13 protein-coding genes are annotated in these 17,659 nt (G+C 39.9%); 4 read left to right on the top strand and 9 right to left on the bottom strand.

Annotated elements, in window-relative coordinates; translation table 11 throughout:
• From GQY27_RS21530 to GQY27_RS16195, 7 genes are all read right to left on the bottom strand, one after another.
• Window positions 1-296 (bottom strand): hypothetical protein (locus GQY27_RS21530; protein ID WP_201450741.1); only part of this gene is annotated, 296 nt, incomplete at its 3' end.
• A gap of 228 nt (window positions 297-524) precedes the next feature.
• Window positions 525-947, bottom strand: a complete 423-nt coding sequence (fabZ, locus tag GQY27_RS16220; protein ID WP_160036300.1) for a 3-hydroxyacyl-ACP dehydratase FabZ — start codon at window positions 945-947, stop codon at window positions 525-527.
• Window positions 948-1,104: 157 nt separating this feature from the next.
• Window positions 1,105-2,148, bottom strand: coding sequence for a DUF1835 domain-containing protein (locus GQY27_RS16215; protein ID WP_236570631.1), 1,044 nt, complete (start codon window positions 2,146-2,148; stop codon window positions 1,105-1,107).
• A gap of 133 nt (window positions 2,149-2,281) precedes the next feature.
• Complete coding sequence (locus GQY27_RS16210) at window positions 2,282-2,755, bottom strand: Imm26 family immunity protein (protein WP_160036298.1); 474 nt, start codon at window positions 2,753-2,755, stop codon at window positions 2,282-2,284.
• A gap of 80 nt (window positions 2,756-2,835) precedes the next feature.
• Window positions 2,836-3,300: a DUF2691 family protein gene (locus tag GQY27_RS16205; RefSeq protein ID WP_160036296.1), complete on the bottom strand. Its 465-nt coding sequence runs from the start codon at window positions 3,298-3,300 to the stop codon at window positions 2,836-2,838.
• Between the two features lie 623 nt (window positions 3,301-3,923).
• Window positions 3,924-4,430: a hypothetical protein gene (locus tag GQY27_RS16200; protein ID WP_160036294.1), complete on the bottom strand. Its 507-nt coding sequence runs from the start codon at window positions 4,428-4,430 to the stop codon at window positions 3,924-3,926.
• Between the two features lie 336 nt (window positions 4,431-4,766).
• Window positions 4,767-5,036, bottom strand: coding sequence for a hypothetical protein (locus GQY27_RS16195; RefSeq protein WP_160036292.1), 270 nt, complete (start codon window positions 5,034-5,036; stop codon window positions 4,767-4,769).
• Between the two features lie 213 nt (window positions 5,037-5,249).
• Between GQY27_RS16195 and GQY27_RS16190 the strand changes: the two genes are divergently transcribed.
• Window positions 5,250-6,152, top strand: coding sequence for a hypothetical protein (locus GQY27_RS16190; RefSeq protein ID WP_160036290.1), 903 nt, complete (start codon window positions 5,250-5,252; stop codon window positions 6,150-6,152).
• Between the two features lie 283 nt (window positions 6,153-6,435).
• On the opposite strand, the gene GQY27_RS16185 is transcribed toward GQY27_RS16190, so the two are convergent.
• A complete protein-coding gene (locus tag GQY27_RS16185) occupies window positions 6,436-6,813 on the bottom strand; it encodes a hypothetical protein (RefSeq protein ID WP_160036288.1) in 378 nt (125 codons plus the stop codon).
• Between the two features lie 443 nt (window positions 6,814-7,256).
• Between GQY27_RS16185 and GQY27_RS16180 the strand changes: the two genes are divergently transcribed.
• Window positions 7,257-7,967 (top strand): DUF3153 domain-containing protein, encoded by a 711-nt coding sequence (locus GQY27_RS16180; RefSeq protein WP_160036286.1) that lies wholly within the window; start codon window positions 7,257-7,259, stop codon window positions 7,965-7,967.
• Between the two features lie 99 nt (window positions 7,968-8,066).
• On the opposite strand, the gene GQY27_RS16175 is transcribed toward GQY27_RS16180, so the two are convergent.
• Entirely contained in the window at window positions 8,067-8,846 is a 780-nt protein-coding gene (locus tag GQY27_RS16175; RefSeq protein WP_160036284.1) for a GTP pyrophosphokinase, read from the bottom strand.
• Between the two features lie 252 nt (window positions 8,847-9,098).
• Here GQY27_RS16175 and GQY27_RS16170 point away from each other — a divergent pair, with 252 nt between their 5' ends.
• Window positions 9,099-15,809 (top strand): DUF11 domain-containing protein, encoded by a 6,711-nt coding sequence (locus GQY27_RS16170; RefSeq protein ID WP_160036282.1) that lies wholly within the window; start codon window positions 9,099-9,101, stop codon window positions 15,807-15,809.
• On the top strand, window positions 15,806-17,521 hold the full coding sequence (locus tag GQY27_RS16165; protein WP_160036280.1) for a COG1361 family protein: 1,716 nt from the start codon (window positions 15,806-15,808) through the stop codon (window positions 17,519-17,521). Before GQY27_RS16170 ends, GQY27_RS16165 begins: the two co-directional genes overlap by 4 nt.
• Window positions 17,522-17,659 lie beyond the last annotated feature (138 nt).

Below are 17,659 nucleotides of genomic sequence, written 5' to 3'. Positions count from 1 at the left end.
AGCAGAAGAAGATAAATAATATTTTCGTCTTTATAATCAACTGATACTTTCAACTGATATGGCAACTCTGATTCCTTAGTTATATCTTGTTGGTTGTTCTTTTTATACTTCTCCTCAAGATCATTTAAATCTATAGAGTACAAAGATTGTTGGTCGATATCTTCCCATTTTGTTTCATTGTTTTCAATTTCTGAGGAAGGGTCACTTGTAGTGGAACTTTCTCTTTGACAACCAACTAAAATGAACAGCGTGAGTACAAGACAAGTAGTAAAAATTAATATGAGATAACGTCTCATGAAGTCCCTCCAAGTAATAACTATTGTAGGAGAACGACTCGATTCCACTGCCATGTCGTTCCCACAAAATATCAAAATAATTCAAATAGATATTCGCGAGAATTTCTTCGTCTCTAAATACCCGTTCTGATTAGCTCTCTAAAATGCAAATTCTTCGACAGCACGATTTTTTTGATAAGCTTATACCCCTCTATTTCATGTGTCTCGTTTTTCCGTTAGTTCAATGCCTCAGTTAAATGCAAACATTATTTCTACTTCACAAACCAATTCATTGTTTACCATTGCCCTGCCTGTTCCTTTGACAATCTGTCCCTTGGTTCGAGTCACTTCGAATTCAAGATAGAGTTGATCTCCTGGTTTTACTTGCTTTTTGAACCGACAATTATCAATACCAGTCAGTAACCCTATCTTATGGTTATTGCTCTCTACGTTGGACATAGCGATACCACCCACCTGTGCCAGTGCTTCTACAATCAAGACTCCAGGCATGACAGGATAATCGGGAAAGTGACCAAGGAAATAGGGTTCATTAAAAGTCACATTTTTGATTCCAATGGCTTTCTTTCCCTCAACAATTTCTAAGATTCTATCAACTAAAAGGAAGGGATATCTATGGGGAATAAGCTCTTTAATTTGGTTAATATCAAGCATGGATTTCCTCCTCTAATATTGATTCATAACCATTCTAACGTTGTTTGGTAAAATAATCCATTGCCTTGCTAACCTGCCCTTTTAACTCAAAGAAAAAGCAGCCAAATTTTCATCGGCTGCTTACTTGTTCTAATTCAACTAATGTTTTTTCGTTAGCTTAATCTAAGGTTCCAAGTTTAATAGAAAACTGATGTAAAGCTCCCGGTATCCCTCTAAACATAAGAATTCCTTGATTAACTAAAATCCAAATCCTATAAGAAATAAATGAATATCCAACAAGTTGTCGCGATATATCAAACATCTTCTCGACAACTCTCCCTGCCTTGATAAACCCATCCTCATCTTGTTCTTGCTCTAGTTCCATAACTGACCTTATTATCACTTCGTCTAGTGAATTCTCATCGCAGCTTCTAACAGTCCCTTCTTCCCACAAACGAAGTACATGATTTTCTCTCGCCAGTATTAACCATTCTGATTCATACCTTCTTCTTTGACTAGGATCAAGTGGAACACCTTTAAAGTAGTTTCTCAATATTTCCTGAAAATGGTCGTGATCAATTAAACTTCTAGCGTAGGGAACTCCTTCTTTGTTTTGTAGCTTAGTAGCTTTAACGATCTCCGTTACATTTACAACATTAACTGGCTGTTTTCGTTCTCTCAACAAATGCAACACAAAGCGTAATCCTGTTTGATCATGTGCATTATCAGCACACCAAATAACGATGGTTTTATTTTCGGGAATGTCTTTAACTACTTTTACCATATTGTCAAGCTGATGCTCTTGGTTGAAATGTTGACCATATCTGAAAGCCTCATCGTATTCCATTAACCAAAAGCACCTATTCTGTTGTCCAGTTGTTGTATCTAAATTAGATATTGGTCCGATTGAGAACCAATCATTGAATGCTAGGACTTTACATTGAGTTTGTTTTCCGATTTTATTGAGTGTGACTTTTAGCGAACCTGCATCAGAAAGACTGAAAACTAGATGGACATATTGCTGGAGTTCATCCTTTTGTAATTGATGGTTGCGAACTTCATTTAAATTGTTTTGAAGTATGTTAACAAGTCCTTCTGCTAACCTTTTTTCTTCGAAGCTACCGTCCTTACAATAGCGATCAACTGTATTCAATAAATTGTAAAAGTACATTCGCAGGTCCTTTTCACTAAATTGATTTAAGCTTTCATATAACTTCTCCATGGATATCCTCCTCATTGGACAATATCCATTACAATACCATATATTGGAGCTATCCTGCCGGTTTGCATAACTAAAAAGAGCAACTGCCAACTGGCAAGCTGCTCCCTGCGGTGTTCAAGTATCGTTTCTCGTTTTATTGATGGTCAATAGGTTTATATATAATATCCTCATATTCTTCTTCCCAATCTTGTTCGTCTACCATGTCATTCAGGGCATCTTCAAGCCAACCTGGCGTGAATGTAGAGTTTTTTGAGTACGTATTCATATCCTCTTCTGTCGCGATACGAACAAACTCCTCGCTGGCAGTAACTACCTCAAAATCATCTAATCCATCTCGAATATAATACTTAGGTATATTTAAGTTGGCAGGTAACTCAGCATTTCCTAGAACACTCCAGTATCCTTTTTCTATATATACAGTGTTCGTTCTTATAAGAAAAACAATGTCATTACTTAATATTTTCTGAATATCTGATACTTTTTCATGGGTGATGAAATCAAAAGCAATCATCGTTTGATAAAATGCTCCAAACTCAACTACTTGTCCATAGCCGTAGCGATTTTCTTTTAGCGGAATAATAAAAATATCACCGATATTTATTTTCATGATTTAATCCTCCATAATTGTTTATTTAATCCCAAATTTACTCCACTAACGTTTTTTCATTAATTGAATAAGAACAGCTTTTACCATGCGGAGAGCTTTGTCCTTGTGTCATTTTCGTTGGTTATATACTTAACTTTCTCATATCTTTTTTCTACCGCGTTTTGATATATCAGGTTAAGCATTTCGGTGTCCTTACAATAAACGGCGACATATGAAGAATCAACGACAAGCACAATCAACTGACACTGACTATTTAAGAATTCTTCATAAGTGAGTACATCTTTTGTGCTTTCACCTTGTGGGTATGCCTTAAAATCCGCGAAAATTATATATGAAAAGGTTGATTGAAGTATTTTGCTAAGGTCTTCTCCCTTCATTCCATACATCTCACCATGGAACAAAGGTTCCATGACCCCCTCAGTGAGTCGATATGCTTCTTCTCCTCCGTTGTACCAATCGAAGTTGCTTATGTTGAAAGGTTTCAGTGCTTCTCCGAGATGACTTCCCCATTCGTTAGGTACCTCAAACTGGATTCCTCTTTTCATATCTACACTCCTTTAGATTGTTAAACTATTCTGCCAGTTAGCGTAACGATCGATCCTCGATTAATGCTTTTTTTCCTAAGTCCGGAAAATAAAAGGATCTACATATTAGTTGCGTATAATTATGTAGATCCCTTTGTTTTAATAATTTCTTCTCAACAAAAGTCTTGATAATGTATTTTCAATGAACAGTTTAATTAACACATAACTTCCGTTGAACAGAAAATTTGGAGAGAAGGCTTTAACTCGCATGTTGTAATTTGGATCTACTAAGTCCAATGGATTTTAATAAAACTGTACAAAATAGCTGCTCACTTCGGATATTTTGTACAGTATGATATTTATGTACAAATATAATTTATGCTAATAATGCATGGTACACAAGGGTTGGGATTATTTTTTTAATAATGTACATGTTGGTTTATAGAGATACCTTTGGTTCAAATATATATTTATTGTCTGAGAATGGCCATTGTGCCGTTTCAAGTAACATCGGATTAATGAACATAAAAACACCTCAGATCAATTATACCGTTTAGTCTCGGTATTGAGCTGAGGTAAGTGATAGAAGGTTATTTTGCTTTCCCAGCATTATCATAAATCATTGATAAATCATCAAGCTTCATTCACCTATTCGCATTCTTTAAATCAGGTTTAATAGCTAGAAGGTGATCTCGAACTGCCAAAATCAAACGATACATATCGCTGGTTTTCCTTCCATGATTAGAATATTCATAGATATATCTCCACTCTATAAAAGCTCTATCCAATGCACTTAATAAATCATCGAAGTTCCTATTTAAAAATTCTTTCCGGTTTGGATCGCTACTTTTAGTACTTCTATAACGCGACCTTATTTCTGCTTGATCTTCTTCGGGCAGTGAATTATAAAGGTCAATAATATTATGCAATCTCTTCATTTCTTTATTCCGAATATAATGAAGACATTTTAAATAAAGCTCTATAGAAAATACTCCGTTTACCATTTCAGGGATTTCTAAACTCATATCAAGTTCCTTTCTTCCCTCTAAAAATTCACCGATATCCTTCGTACGTTCATCAACAATAAGATTTGTCGCACGAAAAAACAATTCAGCTTGTTGAAAAATAAAATGTTCTTTCAAATCTTCCAATTCCGATCACTCCTCATGCAATAAATTCAACTTTAGAGTGATCATTCCTGCAAGCTTTTCAAGTAGTTTTATATCCCGGCATTATTGACGCTGCCGGATGCGCTCTCGATCACGTTCCTTAACCGCTGAGATCACGGCTCATTTTGAGGAGTCTTTGCAGGAACGGAGTATAAAGGTTATCAAGAAAACTTTATCTTTCCCCTCTTGGAATCGAACCCAGGTCTTCCTTGCGGTACTCTACCATTGAGTTAAGGGAATATGTTATACGGCCGCCGCCACGTAAGTATTTCGGTCAACTCGATGACTCGGCAAAAGAAAAAACACCCCGTAGGGTGCTCATTTATTTTGTCGTTCCATCTGTACTTTATGAATACCAACACTAACATCTTCGTAGATCTTAGCTGATACCTCTTCGCTTACTCCGAATTTTTCCCCGGCTAACCTACTTATGATTTCATCATGTTTTTCAGGATCATAGTTATCGCCATCATCAGTCAGTTGTTCAAATTGGTCACGCATAAAAATGAATACTTCTCTTGACTCATTGTCTAGAGTGGATATGTATCCCTCAACTAACGGGTCTCGATTATTCATATTATATCCCATTTTCTTCTCACCCCCTATAGCTTCCACATTCGCCAAAAGGGTTCTCTATTCCTGTTTTACAGTATTCTTCCAACAGTTCGGCAGTCAAAAACAAAAAAAAGATAGCCTATCAGCTACCACAATGAAATCCCTTGACATCTATATTGATACAGAATCATAATTAAAATTGTATCATTTTCCCTTAAAATCAATTTCCTGAAGGTGGCATAGTATATGATCCCCTATAACTTTGAACTCAATATAGATTTCAAAAAAGATTGGAAAGACTTCTTAATAAAAATATTAGAAGAACGAGGCTATAAGATTGATAATTCGCTTAATTCCAGTCAAATAAGTAACCTCTTTTTTAATTTAAATAGAAGGTTTGTCTCCGCGAGAAAGCGTCGGATCTTTGTATCAAAGGAATTCAAGTGTCCTCCTGAATATGAAGCTGCATTAGAAGCGATAATCATGAAAATAAAATCCGGAAATGACATTACATCTCATTTAAGTACTAGAATAAAAAAAATCAATTATAAGGACTTACTCTTAAATGATTGGGGAATACACCATCTGCATTTGGATACTACACTAATACCTGAAGGAAAAAACAAAGAATTTGTAAAGCGCACCCGCGATGTTTTATTTGTGAAATTCGAATTAGACAAAGCCTTTTTAATTCAAATTCTAGATCATAACTCTTTCCCGGACATCGACCTACTTAGAATCATGCATAATAACTGGCCTGATATAATGAGCAAATATAAAACTCCATTTCAAAGTCTAATACCCGGACCCTCTAATACTAAAGAAGAAATACAGGCTTTACGCGATGCCGGTGTTACTACAATGTACGAAATTGAACCTGGAGTGGTATATTTCCCTCCTGGTATGGGATTAACTACGGCAAAAACCAGTGTAGCAGCTACCAGAGAATCGCAACGCTTTTTAAACAATATTAGTCTCTTTGAAAAACATGTCAGAGAGAAAATAAATATCTTTCTGAAGGTTATTCGAGAGAGTACTGGAGAGAGTGAAATTAAAAAACTACACTTCTTTCTCATTGTAGAAGATTTCTCAAAGTTCAGTACAATTGAAATTTATTCTGGAACAGAATTTTATTTAGCAACCATTTAATTACACGACCTTGACAGGATTATAACCTGCCTATACCATGAAGGCCATAATAAAATTGCAGTGATCTTACCTGCATTCCCCGCGTAGCGCTTTTGACGATCATAACCTAGCTTAAAGTTCACTAAACGTCTACGGCATTAAAGCATTCCTTTAGCGCTACCGAGTCCTGCAATGATCGGGTTAGCTAGCAGGGACAACTCGGGTTATTAACCCTATGTCCCTACTTTATCTATTTATAAAGAGTGATTGCCGACGCTGTTCCGACATAAAACAGACGTAAATTTCACTCTATATCATTGGTTAGCTTTAACGTCTCAGCAATACTTTTTATACCTTCTTGAACTTTGCGGTCCAATGATCGATCAGTGAACCTTGTCCATTTGGATATGGCTGCCCAGCGATCATGCTGTTCAATGAAACGGTAGTACATGATCTCCCTGATCTCTTCATCCATGATGCATTGTATAGCTGTTTCTAATGCCTCTTTTTTCCGCTTCGATTTCTTCAATATTTTACGATCAATGTCATTCAAAAACTCTCTCTGCTCAATTTCAGATATTCTGCGGCACATTTTAGGATAATCCTTAAGTTGCTGTCTTACATACTTCATTTCGTCCTTCGTTGCACTCGGGAATAGTTCCATTTGGATGACTGCCTCCATAGTATTCCTCCTCTACTAATGTAAAGATTGACAATTAATATATTTGCATTTATATTGATATTATTCCTTTAGAAAGTAAGAGTGCATAATGACTTGTGCATTGTTACTTTCGAGCAGCCGGGCTGGTTCCTTTTAGAACCTTAATCTGTCCGTGCTTAAAGGAGGGTGCACTCATGGAGATTAAAATCAAAATGAGTAACCAAGTGGCAATACAGTTACTCACTGTAGTAGCCGGTATTGTTGCGAAAATTGTCCTCCTGTAAAGGAGGCTTTTTTTATGCCTATATAATATCGAATAAGTCCAGCTGCCCTTCATTACCTACCTCACTGGCATCTTGTATTAACCCTTGCTCTAACCACTGTGCTGGTGCTTCATAAAGCTTGTGTATTAGCTGTCCCTATTCGACTCTTATTACATAGTAGAAAGGCTTGATTAGATAACCATGAAGAACCGAAAAAACAAGCGTGTACCTACCCTTATCTTGTCCCTGCTGCTCCTGCTCCTTCTCTCCGCCTGTGCTAAAGGAGAAGCACATGTAACCGTCCATACAGATGGCACAGCAGACGTTAATTTTAACCTGCAGGTTCAGAATCGCAATGTAAAATTTATAGGACAAGAAGAGCTTGCCCAGTCCATTGAGAAAGCTTTTGAAGACAAAGGTTTTGTGACTGAGAACGTGGAGTCCAAAGGTGGGAGTGAGATTTCTGCTTCTAAGGAAGTGAAGATCAGTCAAGCGGACAGCAAGCAGGAACTTCCTGAAGGTATCTCATACTCTACCGTGACAGAGAATGGTTTCTTCTTCTCAAAACACAAGATTACCGTCGATGCGGATCTGATGTCTGCAATTCCTGACAATACATGGACCGAACAGTTAACAGCGATTCCTAACTTCGTGCGTAATTTATTATTAAAAGATGTTGAACTGGATTTCAAGTTAACTTTGCCGATCAAACCAGAATCAAGTAATGCTGATACTGTGACTGCGGACGGCAAAACAATGACCTGGCATGTAGAACCTTTATCCGCTAACCATCTAGAACTCTCAGTGAACACACCTCATATTCAGAATATCATCATCACTGCCGTTGCTAGTCTTCTCCTCATTGGTGTTATGCTCTTCGTTATTATTAGAAAAGTCCGGAAAAATAAATGAAATAAGAAATAAATAAAGAAGGCTGCCCTATTGTAGTTAACTCTACAGGGACAGCCTTTTTAGTATATGAATAAAAAGTACATTTACTAATTTTCTATATTACTTTTGATCTTTACGGAAAGAATCCGTTGCCTGATCAATAATCTCAAGAAAAGCGGAAGGAAGCATAAACTGTTGATCACGAATAACGATTTTACGAAGATCTTCCTGGCTGCTTTGTTCTTCTGCATCTTTAATCTCTTTAATATCGTGGTGTAATCGCTCCATTTTCAGATCAAGGCTGTTCGCCGTATCAGCAGCGCTTTTGAGTTCCTTAAGCAGAGTCTCTGGAACATCTTTATTGTATTTGTAAAAAATCTTATGTTCCAGACTGGCCCAGAAGTCCATCGCCATGGTCCGAATCTGAATCTCCACACACACATGCTCTACCCCATCCGATAAAAACACGGGTACTTCCACGATCAAATGCAAACTTTTATACCCATTTGGTTTTGGATGTTCAATGTAGTCTTTCACTTCTAGCACTTTAAGATCACTTTGTTTTTGCAGCATCTCACTAACTTTGTATATATCTGAAATAAAAGAGCAGGTAATTCGAAGGCCCGCAATGTCTTTAATATGTTCTTTCACGTTCTTTACGGAAATCGGAAGTCCCTTGCGGTGTAATTTTTTCAAGATGCTTTCCGGAGATTTCAATCTAGACTTCGTATGTTCAATCGGACTGTAATCATGAAAAGATTCAAATTCCTCTTTCAGAATATCAATTTTGGTCTCGATCTCATCCAGTGCAAATTTATAAACCATAATAAATCGGGTGATTTCATTTTTAATTCTTTTCACTTGTTCCATTTGATTCTGATGATTGACTAACTCGTTCATAAGCTAACTCATCCTTCCTTACTCTTAGGGCAATTATACTTAATCATAGGGCTTATCATAAAACTTTTAACTCTATCCCATTGTACATGAAGTAAAGGTTAAAATTCAAAACTGCAAAACTTCGGTATAAATTTAACAATATTTTTGTACAACTAACATACCTTAAGTGTAACAGCATTTTTTTCGTTATTAAAAGGTATTATGAAATTGATTCTATTTCATATCATAACCTTATATTTCTACTCCAAGGGGGTGTCTCTCATACCTCTGGTTCTAAGGGCAACCTTTAACGCTACCGGCGGGATCACATTTACAGGGAATACACTAGGCTTAAGCCGATCTGCTGTCCAAGGTGTTCCAGGAGATTTAGACAGCATCGGTGCTTTTATAACGACAAACACAACCTCAAGATTTGGGACCTATCCACTAGGAACAACGAATAACTATCTAAGCAATAGCTCATCTGCTACTCTTGTGATGCCTACGGGAAGTACAGTTCTTTATGCGGAACTAATCTGGGGCGGTTCTTATATTAATGGTTCGGTTAACTTGTCGGGCGCAATTAATAACCCGGTAACTTTTATTACACCAAGCGGAACAAACAGCGTAACCCCGGACCCAACAACTTATAATGCATTTGATCTCGGAAATGGTTCGCAGGCCTATGTTAGATCAGCCAATGTAACACCGCTTGTACAGCAAGCGGGTGCCGGGACTTATACCACGGGAAGTGTAGTAGGAACGATCGTCATTACCGGAGACACTACAGCTAACCATGCAGGCTGGACCCTAGCCGTCATATATAACAACTCCTCACTCCCATTCCGGAACATGTCGCTAAGAGCAGGCGGTATTCTTGTAAATGCATCCAATTCAACAACGATAACGGGATTTGCCACTCCAACCTCAGGACTTCTCGGCGGCCGCGCCCTATTCAGCGCGCAGGAGGGAGATGCCAATCGAACCGGAGATTCTGCTCAGTTCGGACCCACTTCTGCTACACTTGTTTCTCTTTCAGGGCCGAATAATTTTGCTAACAATTTCTTTGCTTCCCAAATTAACAATGATGCTGGACTTATTAATACAACAGGAACCTTCGGAACGTCCAATCAAATAAATGGCACACCGGGAACAAATATTATAGGCGGCAGACAAGGCTGGGATATTACGAATGTTGATATTTCCGCAAGACTAATTAATAATCAGTCTTCTGCAGTACTGAACCTCACCACTTCGGGTGATGTGTACATTATTAACGCAAATGCAATTCAGATTAATATCAATTCCCCTTCCATTAGTGTTGTTAAAAGTGCTTCTGCAACGGGTTTAGTCTTAGGTGATACTTATACCTACACCGTTGTTGTATCCAATACCGGAACCGCCAATGCTGCGAGTGTCGTTCTAACGGATGTCCTTCCTTCAGGAGTTACCTTTGTACCTGGAAGTGTAGTTGTTGCCGGAACATCAAGACCCACCTTCAATATACTTAGCGGTGTCCCCATTGGAACCTTGAATTTTGGCAGTTCAATAACAATTACATATACAGCCACAGTCAGTTCTACTCCAGTGAATCAAACGATCTCAAATTCAGCGAATACTGCTTTTACTTTCCAAAGTGTTGCTGGGGGAGGAACAATAACAGGTGTCATTCCTTCCAATAACCTATCTATACCTGTTTATGATCCACTATTCACGATAGTAAAGTCAGCAGACACAACAAATGCCACTGTAGGAGATACGGTGACTTATACAGCTACCATAGCTAACACAGGAAATATAGGAGCGCCTGTAACTTATCGCGATGTCATTCCTGCGGGCACAACATTTGTCCCTGGCAGCTTTCGAGTGAATGGAACGGTGATCTCCGGAGCGAATCCTGCTACCGGTGTGAATATAGGAACCCTAGCTCTTAAGAGTACAACAAATGTTACTTTCCAAGTGGTTGTTAACTCACTCCCTGCACCGCCCACTCTAGTTAATCAAGGAAGCATCTCTTATACATTTCAGCCACCAGATGGAAGAACAATCAGCGGATCAGCCGTATCTAACACTTTATCTATCCCCGTAACCACACCAAATGTCAGCCTTACGAAATCAGTAAATGTAACGGATACATCTGTAGGAGAAACGATCATATTCACCTCAGTAATTATAAACAGCGGGCTAACTACTCTACAGAATATCGTGTTTACAGATGCCAGCCCCGCAGGCACTAACTTTATTGCGGGAAGTTTAACTGTGGATGGTGTGGTTCGACCAAGTGCAAATCCCGCGAATAGTATCTCCATAGGGAGCTTGCAGAGCGGTAGAACGACTACTGTATCTTTTCAAGCGCTTGTAACTTCAGTTCCTTCGACAAGTCAGATCACGAATCAATCGAGTATCTCATATAGCTCAGGCAGTTTCACAGGAAACATCATATCCAATATGATCTCGACGCCCATATACGCACCTAATATCTCTGCCTTAAAAAGCTTTAACGCTACAAGTACTGCTATTGGTAATCTACTTGAAGTTACACTACAGCTTACGAATACAGGTAACATAGGAGCTCAAGTTCAAATTACAGACAACATACCCTCTGGAACAAGCTTTGTTACAGGAAGTGTAACGCTCGGTGGGGTTAGCATTCCTGCAGCAAATCCTGCACTTGGATTCTCCATCGGTACGCTTGGAGTGAATGTTACAAGCACTGTCACTTTCCAGCTTCAGGTCATTTCTCTGCCAACGCCGCAAACCATCACGAATACAGCAGCAATCAATTATACCTATACATTACCTAGTGGCCGTATACAAAGTGGTTCTCTTTCTTCTAACACTGTATCCATTCCTGTGTCAGCCCTCAATATTAGCTTGGTTAAAATAGCCAATACTGTTGAAGCAGCAATCAATGATATTATCACTTACAGCATCACAGTACGTAACACCGGATCTGGAACCGCAAGCTCCATTATTTTATCCGATATTACTCCAGAAGGAACCTCCTTTGTAACCGGCTCAGTTCGTATTAATGGAGTTGCTGTAAGTACAGCGGTACCCTCTAGCGGGATTGCCGTTGGTCCGCTTGTGGCTCAAGCCTCTGCCTTGGTAACCTATCAGCTAAAAGTCATTTCTTTGCCTGCTTCCGGAGCAATTGAAAATCAAGCTACTGCTGCTTTTACAAGCGGATCATTCACAGGTTCCTCCACATCGAATACAGTGACCATTCCTGTATACAACGCTGCGATTTCCCTTGTAAAAAGTACGAATACAACGCTGGCTACAGCTGGAGACACACTGACTTATACCATTCAAATCAACAATTCGGGGAATACAGTTAGCTCTCTAACATTAACAGATGTCTTACCTCCTGAAGTCAGCTTTGTAACCAATAGTGTGGTGATCGGAGGTGTGCCTGCTCCCGGCGCCAATCCAGTGAGTGGTTTTTTAGTTTCGGATGTACCTGTGGGTGGTATGACCGCTGTTACTTTCCTCGTAACGATAAATTCACTACCTGCATCACAGAATATCCTGAACCAAGCAACTGCTTTGTACTATTATCAAACGCCTTCTGGCCGTGTACTGTCTGGAAACGCTACATCGAACAGTGTTGTAATTCAGGTATCTGCTCCAAATGTATCTGTGGTCACCACCGCTTCTACTGTTCTGGCTGTAGTAGGTGATATAGTTACCTACACTACCACGATTACTAATAGTGGTCCTTCTTCGATCACCAATGTCATTCTCAGCGATGGGTTACCGCAAAACGTTTCTTTTGTACCCGGGAGTGTGGTGATTGGTGGAGTCCTTGCTCCAGATCGATCTCCTCTAACCGGTATTCCAATCGGCAGTCTAGCCCCCGGGGCAAGTACTGTCGTTACATTTGAGGTGAATGTAACCATGGCTGTACCTTCACAAATTAATAACCAATCAACGGTTAGTTTTACATCAGGTGTTTTTTCAGGTACATCAACATCGAATCAAACACAAATTCCTGTAACTCAACCGCAAATATCACTCACCAAAACAGCGGACACGAACAACGCTACCGTTGGCGATACTGTGGTATACACAATAACTGCTACAAACTCAGGGAATCTACCCGCCGGACTTATCGTTGCAGATACCATCCCTGCAGGAACTACCTTTACTCCAAACAGTGTTCTTGTTAATGGAATTTCCATTCCTGGCGTTTCCATCATTGATGGAGTCGGCATAGGTGTAATTGCAGCAGGTGCAACTTCAGTTCTCTCTTTTTCCGTTACGATTACATCACTTCCATCACCACAGCTCATTACGAACCAGGCTTCATCTACCTTTACGTTTACCACTCCTGATAACCGGACCTTAACAGGAACCGCTCTATCCAACACGGTTAGTTTCCCTGTATCATCACCAAATGTACTCGTTACCAAAACAAGCTCACTTGCTGATGTTTCCGTAGGAGATATTATCACGTTTACAGTAACGGTTACGAATCTTGGAATCGATGATGTACAAAATGTACTTTTATCAGATCCAGTAACAGGAACCACTTTCATTCCTGGTAGTGTCACGATTAATGGTGGCCCGAATCCAACAGTAAGTCCAGTAGATGGTATTGGTTTGGGAGGAATTGCAGCCGCAGCTTCTGCTACAGTTACTTATAATGTCAGGGTTGATTCTGTACCAACTCCACCTGAAATTAATAGTTCAGCATCCGTGAGTTTTACATCGGGAGTGTTTGCAGGTACTACCTTCTCTAATGCTCCGATTATTCCCGTATACAACCCGGTTCTTGCGGCTGTCAAATCTGCAAGCAAAATCAATGCTACTGTAGGCGATACACTCACTTACAATATTACGGTAAGTAACACGGGTAACTTTGGTGCAACAATCAATCTAACAGATACGATACCTGCTGGCACCTCTTTTGTTCCAAACAGTGTATTAATTAACGGACTTCCATCACCTGGATCTGACCCTTCCCTAGGCATTATATCTGGCAGTATTACTCCAGGGACCTCAAGTACAATTACCTTTTCTGTCATCATAGATACGCTTCCGAGTCCCCAGTTCTTGAGTAATCAATCCTTTGTCAGTTACTCCTACACATTGCCTTCAGGCAGAACACTCGGCGGAAACGTTTCTTCTAACGTGTCCGTAGTAACTGTTTCTGCTCCTAATGTGACAGCAGTCAAATTGTCTTCATTCACTTCCCTTACTGTGGGGGATGTCAATACGTATACCGTAACCGTTGGAAATAGTGGAATCGAGACCGTGAATAATGTGATCGTTACCGATGCGCTTCCCGCAGCAACCTCCTTTGTCAGCGGAAGTGTATATGTAGACGGAACCCAGCGCCCCACTGCAAATCCTTCTACAGGAGTGACGATCGGAAGTATAACTCCAGGGTCTACGGTCAACGTTACTTTTCAATATCGTATCAACTCGATACCTACTACCTCTTTAGCACAAATTGAAAATCATGCAATCGTAACATTTACTTCCGGTACATTCTCAGGTAGCACATTCTCGAATACCGTAAACACTCCTGTATATAGTCCTATTCTGTCAGCTGTTAAAACAGCAAATACCATCAATGCAACGGTCGGAGATATCGTAGTTTATTCGATTACGTATACGAATACAGGTAATTATGGCGGTAACGTCGTATTAACCGACCTCATTCCCGAAGGTACAACCCTTATTCCGAACAGTGTAATTGTGAATGGCGCTCCAGTTCCAGGAGCAAATCCTGCAACAGGTATGTCGGTCGGTGTTATATCATCTACAAGCACCGTTTTGTTCTCAGTCGTCATTAATACGTTACCGGTCAGTCAACAATTAAGCAATCAAGCGACTTCAACCTTCGCTTATACGTTGCCTGATGGTAGAACACTCAATGGTTCTTTTGTCAGTAATTTATTGCAAATACCTGTTTCCTCACCAAATATTACACTTGTGAAATCAGCCTCTGTAGCAACCGCAGTTGTTGGTGACACCTATACGTATCGTGTACTTGTTACGAATAATGGGATTGCGAATGTGAATAATGCTGTATTGTCCGATGTTTTAGCTATCGAAAGTAGTTTTGTACCCGGAAGTGTCACCGTCGGCGGCAGTCCTCAAGTAGACGCAAATCCAGCGGGCGGGATTAGTCTAGGTACGATTGCACCAGGCAGTGCAGTGACCGTAACTTTTGACGTAAGAGTAAATACGCTGCCAAGTGCTCCTTACACAATCCAAAATCGTTCTTCTGTTAGTTTTACCTCAGGTGCTTTTACAGGTGCTTCCTATTCCAACACAGTGAACATCTCAATCTACCAGCCTATTTTTCAATTACTAAAAACAGCCAACACCTCTAATGTGACGGTAGGCGATACCGTAACCTATTTCTTAAATTTGACGAACACAGGCAATTTACCGGGAACTGTAACTTTAACGGATGACTTACCTGATGGAGCCGTTTTGGTTCCGAATAGTGTACTCATCAATGGAGTCCCTCAACCTGGGGTAAATCCGGAAACGGGTATTTCTCTCGGTAATGTAGCTCCTGGATCGAATATCAATATTACCGTAACTTTACAGATCGTCGTTGACACTCTTCCAGAATTACAACAACTGATCAATCAAGCATTTGGAACATTTACTTATGCACCTCCAGATGGACGATTGCTCGGCGGCAATTTTAGTTCTAACGCGCTCGTGATTCCTGTCTCATCACCAAATGTAACGGTTGTAAAGACGACCTCCACAGGAGATGCCGTTGTTGGCGATACCCTCACTTATACCGTAGTAATTACCAATAACGGAATAGTAGAAGTTGAAAATGTCGTTATGGTAGACCCCGTACCTGCCGGTACTGAGTTTATTTCTGGAAGTGTAATTGTGGATGGAAACGCTAGACCTAACGCCAATCCGAATACAGGGGTTACGGTTGGGACCATTCAGGCGGGAGCTTTCTCAACAATTACATTCCAAGTGCAGGTTGTTACGATATGAATTCGCAGTATAGAAGGAATTATGTATTAAACAATCAATCTTCTGTCCGTTTTGCTTCTGGTCGTTTTGAAGGTGTATCCTATTCCAATATGGTATCGATCCCGCTAACAGGTGCTATTCTCACACTAAAAAAAAGTGCTTCTGTGGAACAAGTGACGCTCGACAGCATCGTTATGTATCAGCTTGAAATAGAGAATACAGGGAATGCTCCTGCAGAAGTTACACTAACCGATACACTTCCGGAGGGCACTTCCTTTATTCCCAACAGCCTCTTGAAAGATGGCGTACCTATACCGGGGGCCGATCCTCAAGAGGGTCTGCAAATTGGGATCTTGGCGATCAACCAGAAAGTTACGATTCAGTTCCAAATCATTGTAAGCAGCATTCCTGATTCTTTAACTCTTATCAACATGGCCACAGCAACCTATACATTCCAGGCGATGGATGGTCGTGTCATTACAAAAGAGCTCATCTCTAATCCTGTCACCTTATTCGTATCTCCCTCTCAACTATCAATGTACTATTATGCCAATACGAATCAGACTTTTGAGGGAGATATCATCACTTTTTTTATACAAATCACAAATACAGGAAAAGAAGATATCAGAAATGCCGTAGTTAGCACATTATTGTCGGGTGAGATGACTTTTCTTCCGGGCAGTGTGGTGATTGATGGTCTCCTCGCCCCTGATCTTGATCCATTCGCAGGTATTACAATACCTTTTGTTGCTTCAAACTCAACGACCCAAATATCGTATCAGGTGAAAATAGGGAAAAGGACAACATCGACTCCTCTTACGAGTGTTGCAACGTTACTTTATATCAATCAAGGAGAAGAAATTACAATTCGTTCAGACCCAGTGTCTATCTCGTATTTGTTACCGGTTTTAACAATTTCCGTAAAGATAACCCCTGATCAAGTAACCTATGAGGATACGGTCAAATATGAAGTACTTATCCAAAATGAAGGTGAGATTCCCGTAGAGGCAGTCTATGACTTGCTTCAAGCCCCAGAACTCAACCTGGTTCCGGGTACAGTAAAAATAAATGGTATTCTTCGCCCTGAGGTTTCTTTAGCGACTGGACTTCCTTTGGGCACTTTAATTCCAAACTCCAGCATGTACATTACTTTTGAATCGAAAGTTTCTATGGTCCCTAACTCCATTGTCCCTGATGAAGAATGGGTGAACCGTTCACGGCTGACTTACACATTTCGAATCAATGATGGAAGATCAGTTCGACTGACAACGCTAGATCTTACTCCTGTTTTTTTCTATGCCCCGCGCATTTCACTTCATGTCATCACAACACCGAAGTTCGTGGAGCCAGGAGACGACATACTTTTTGAGATAACCATTCAGAATTCAGGAAATACGAAAGCAGATTTATTTCTACCCTTACCTGCTCCGGGTGTGTCTACAATTCTAAATGGGTTTATTCAGTGGCCTGCTCATAAACGTGAGTTAACAGATTCTGAGATGGAGCAGCAGACCGTGCAAATTACACATATTCAGCCTGGTGAAGTATTCCAAATAATCTACACACTGCGTATGCAAGTGTTTCCACTCTTTAGACCTACGCGGGAACGGGATGAATATGTATTTACCGACACAATTCAGGCCCTTTGCACTTATGACTTTAATAATCGTATACACTCCTTCGAAGTGGTATCTAATGTCTATGAAATCATCTTTACTGAGCACGATGAATAAAAAATGGAAAGGCCCAGCTGCATTATTTTAAGCAGCTGGGCCTCTTTTATTGTCTTGTTTAGTAAATTAGTCGGTATCATATATCTATAATAATTCAGATAACAAGGTATAAACAACACTAGCGTTCACAAAGGTGAA

It is taken from the genome of Paenibacillus sp. An7, from assembly GCF_009870785.1.
Lineage (GTDB): Bacteria > Bacillota > Bacilli > Paenibacillales > Paenibacillaceae > Paenibacillus.
This window is presented reverse-complemented; position numbering and strand designations above follow the sequence as displayed.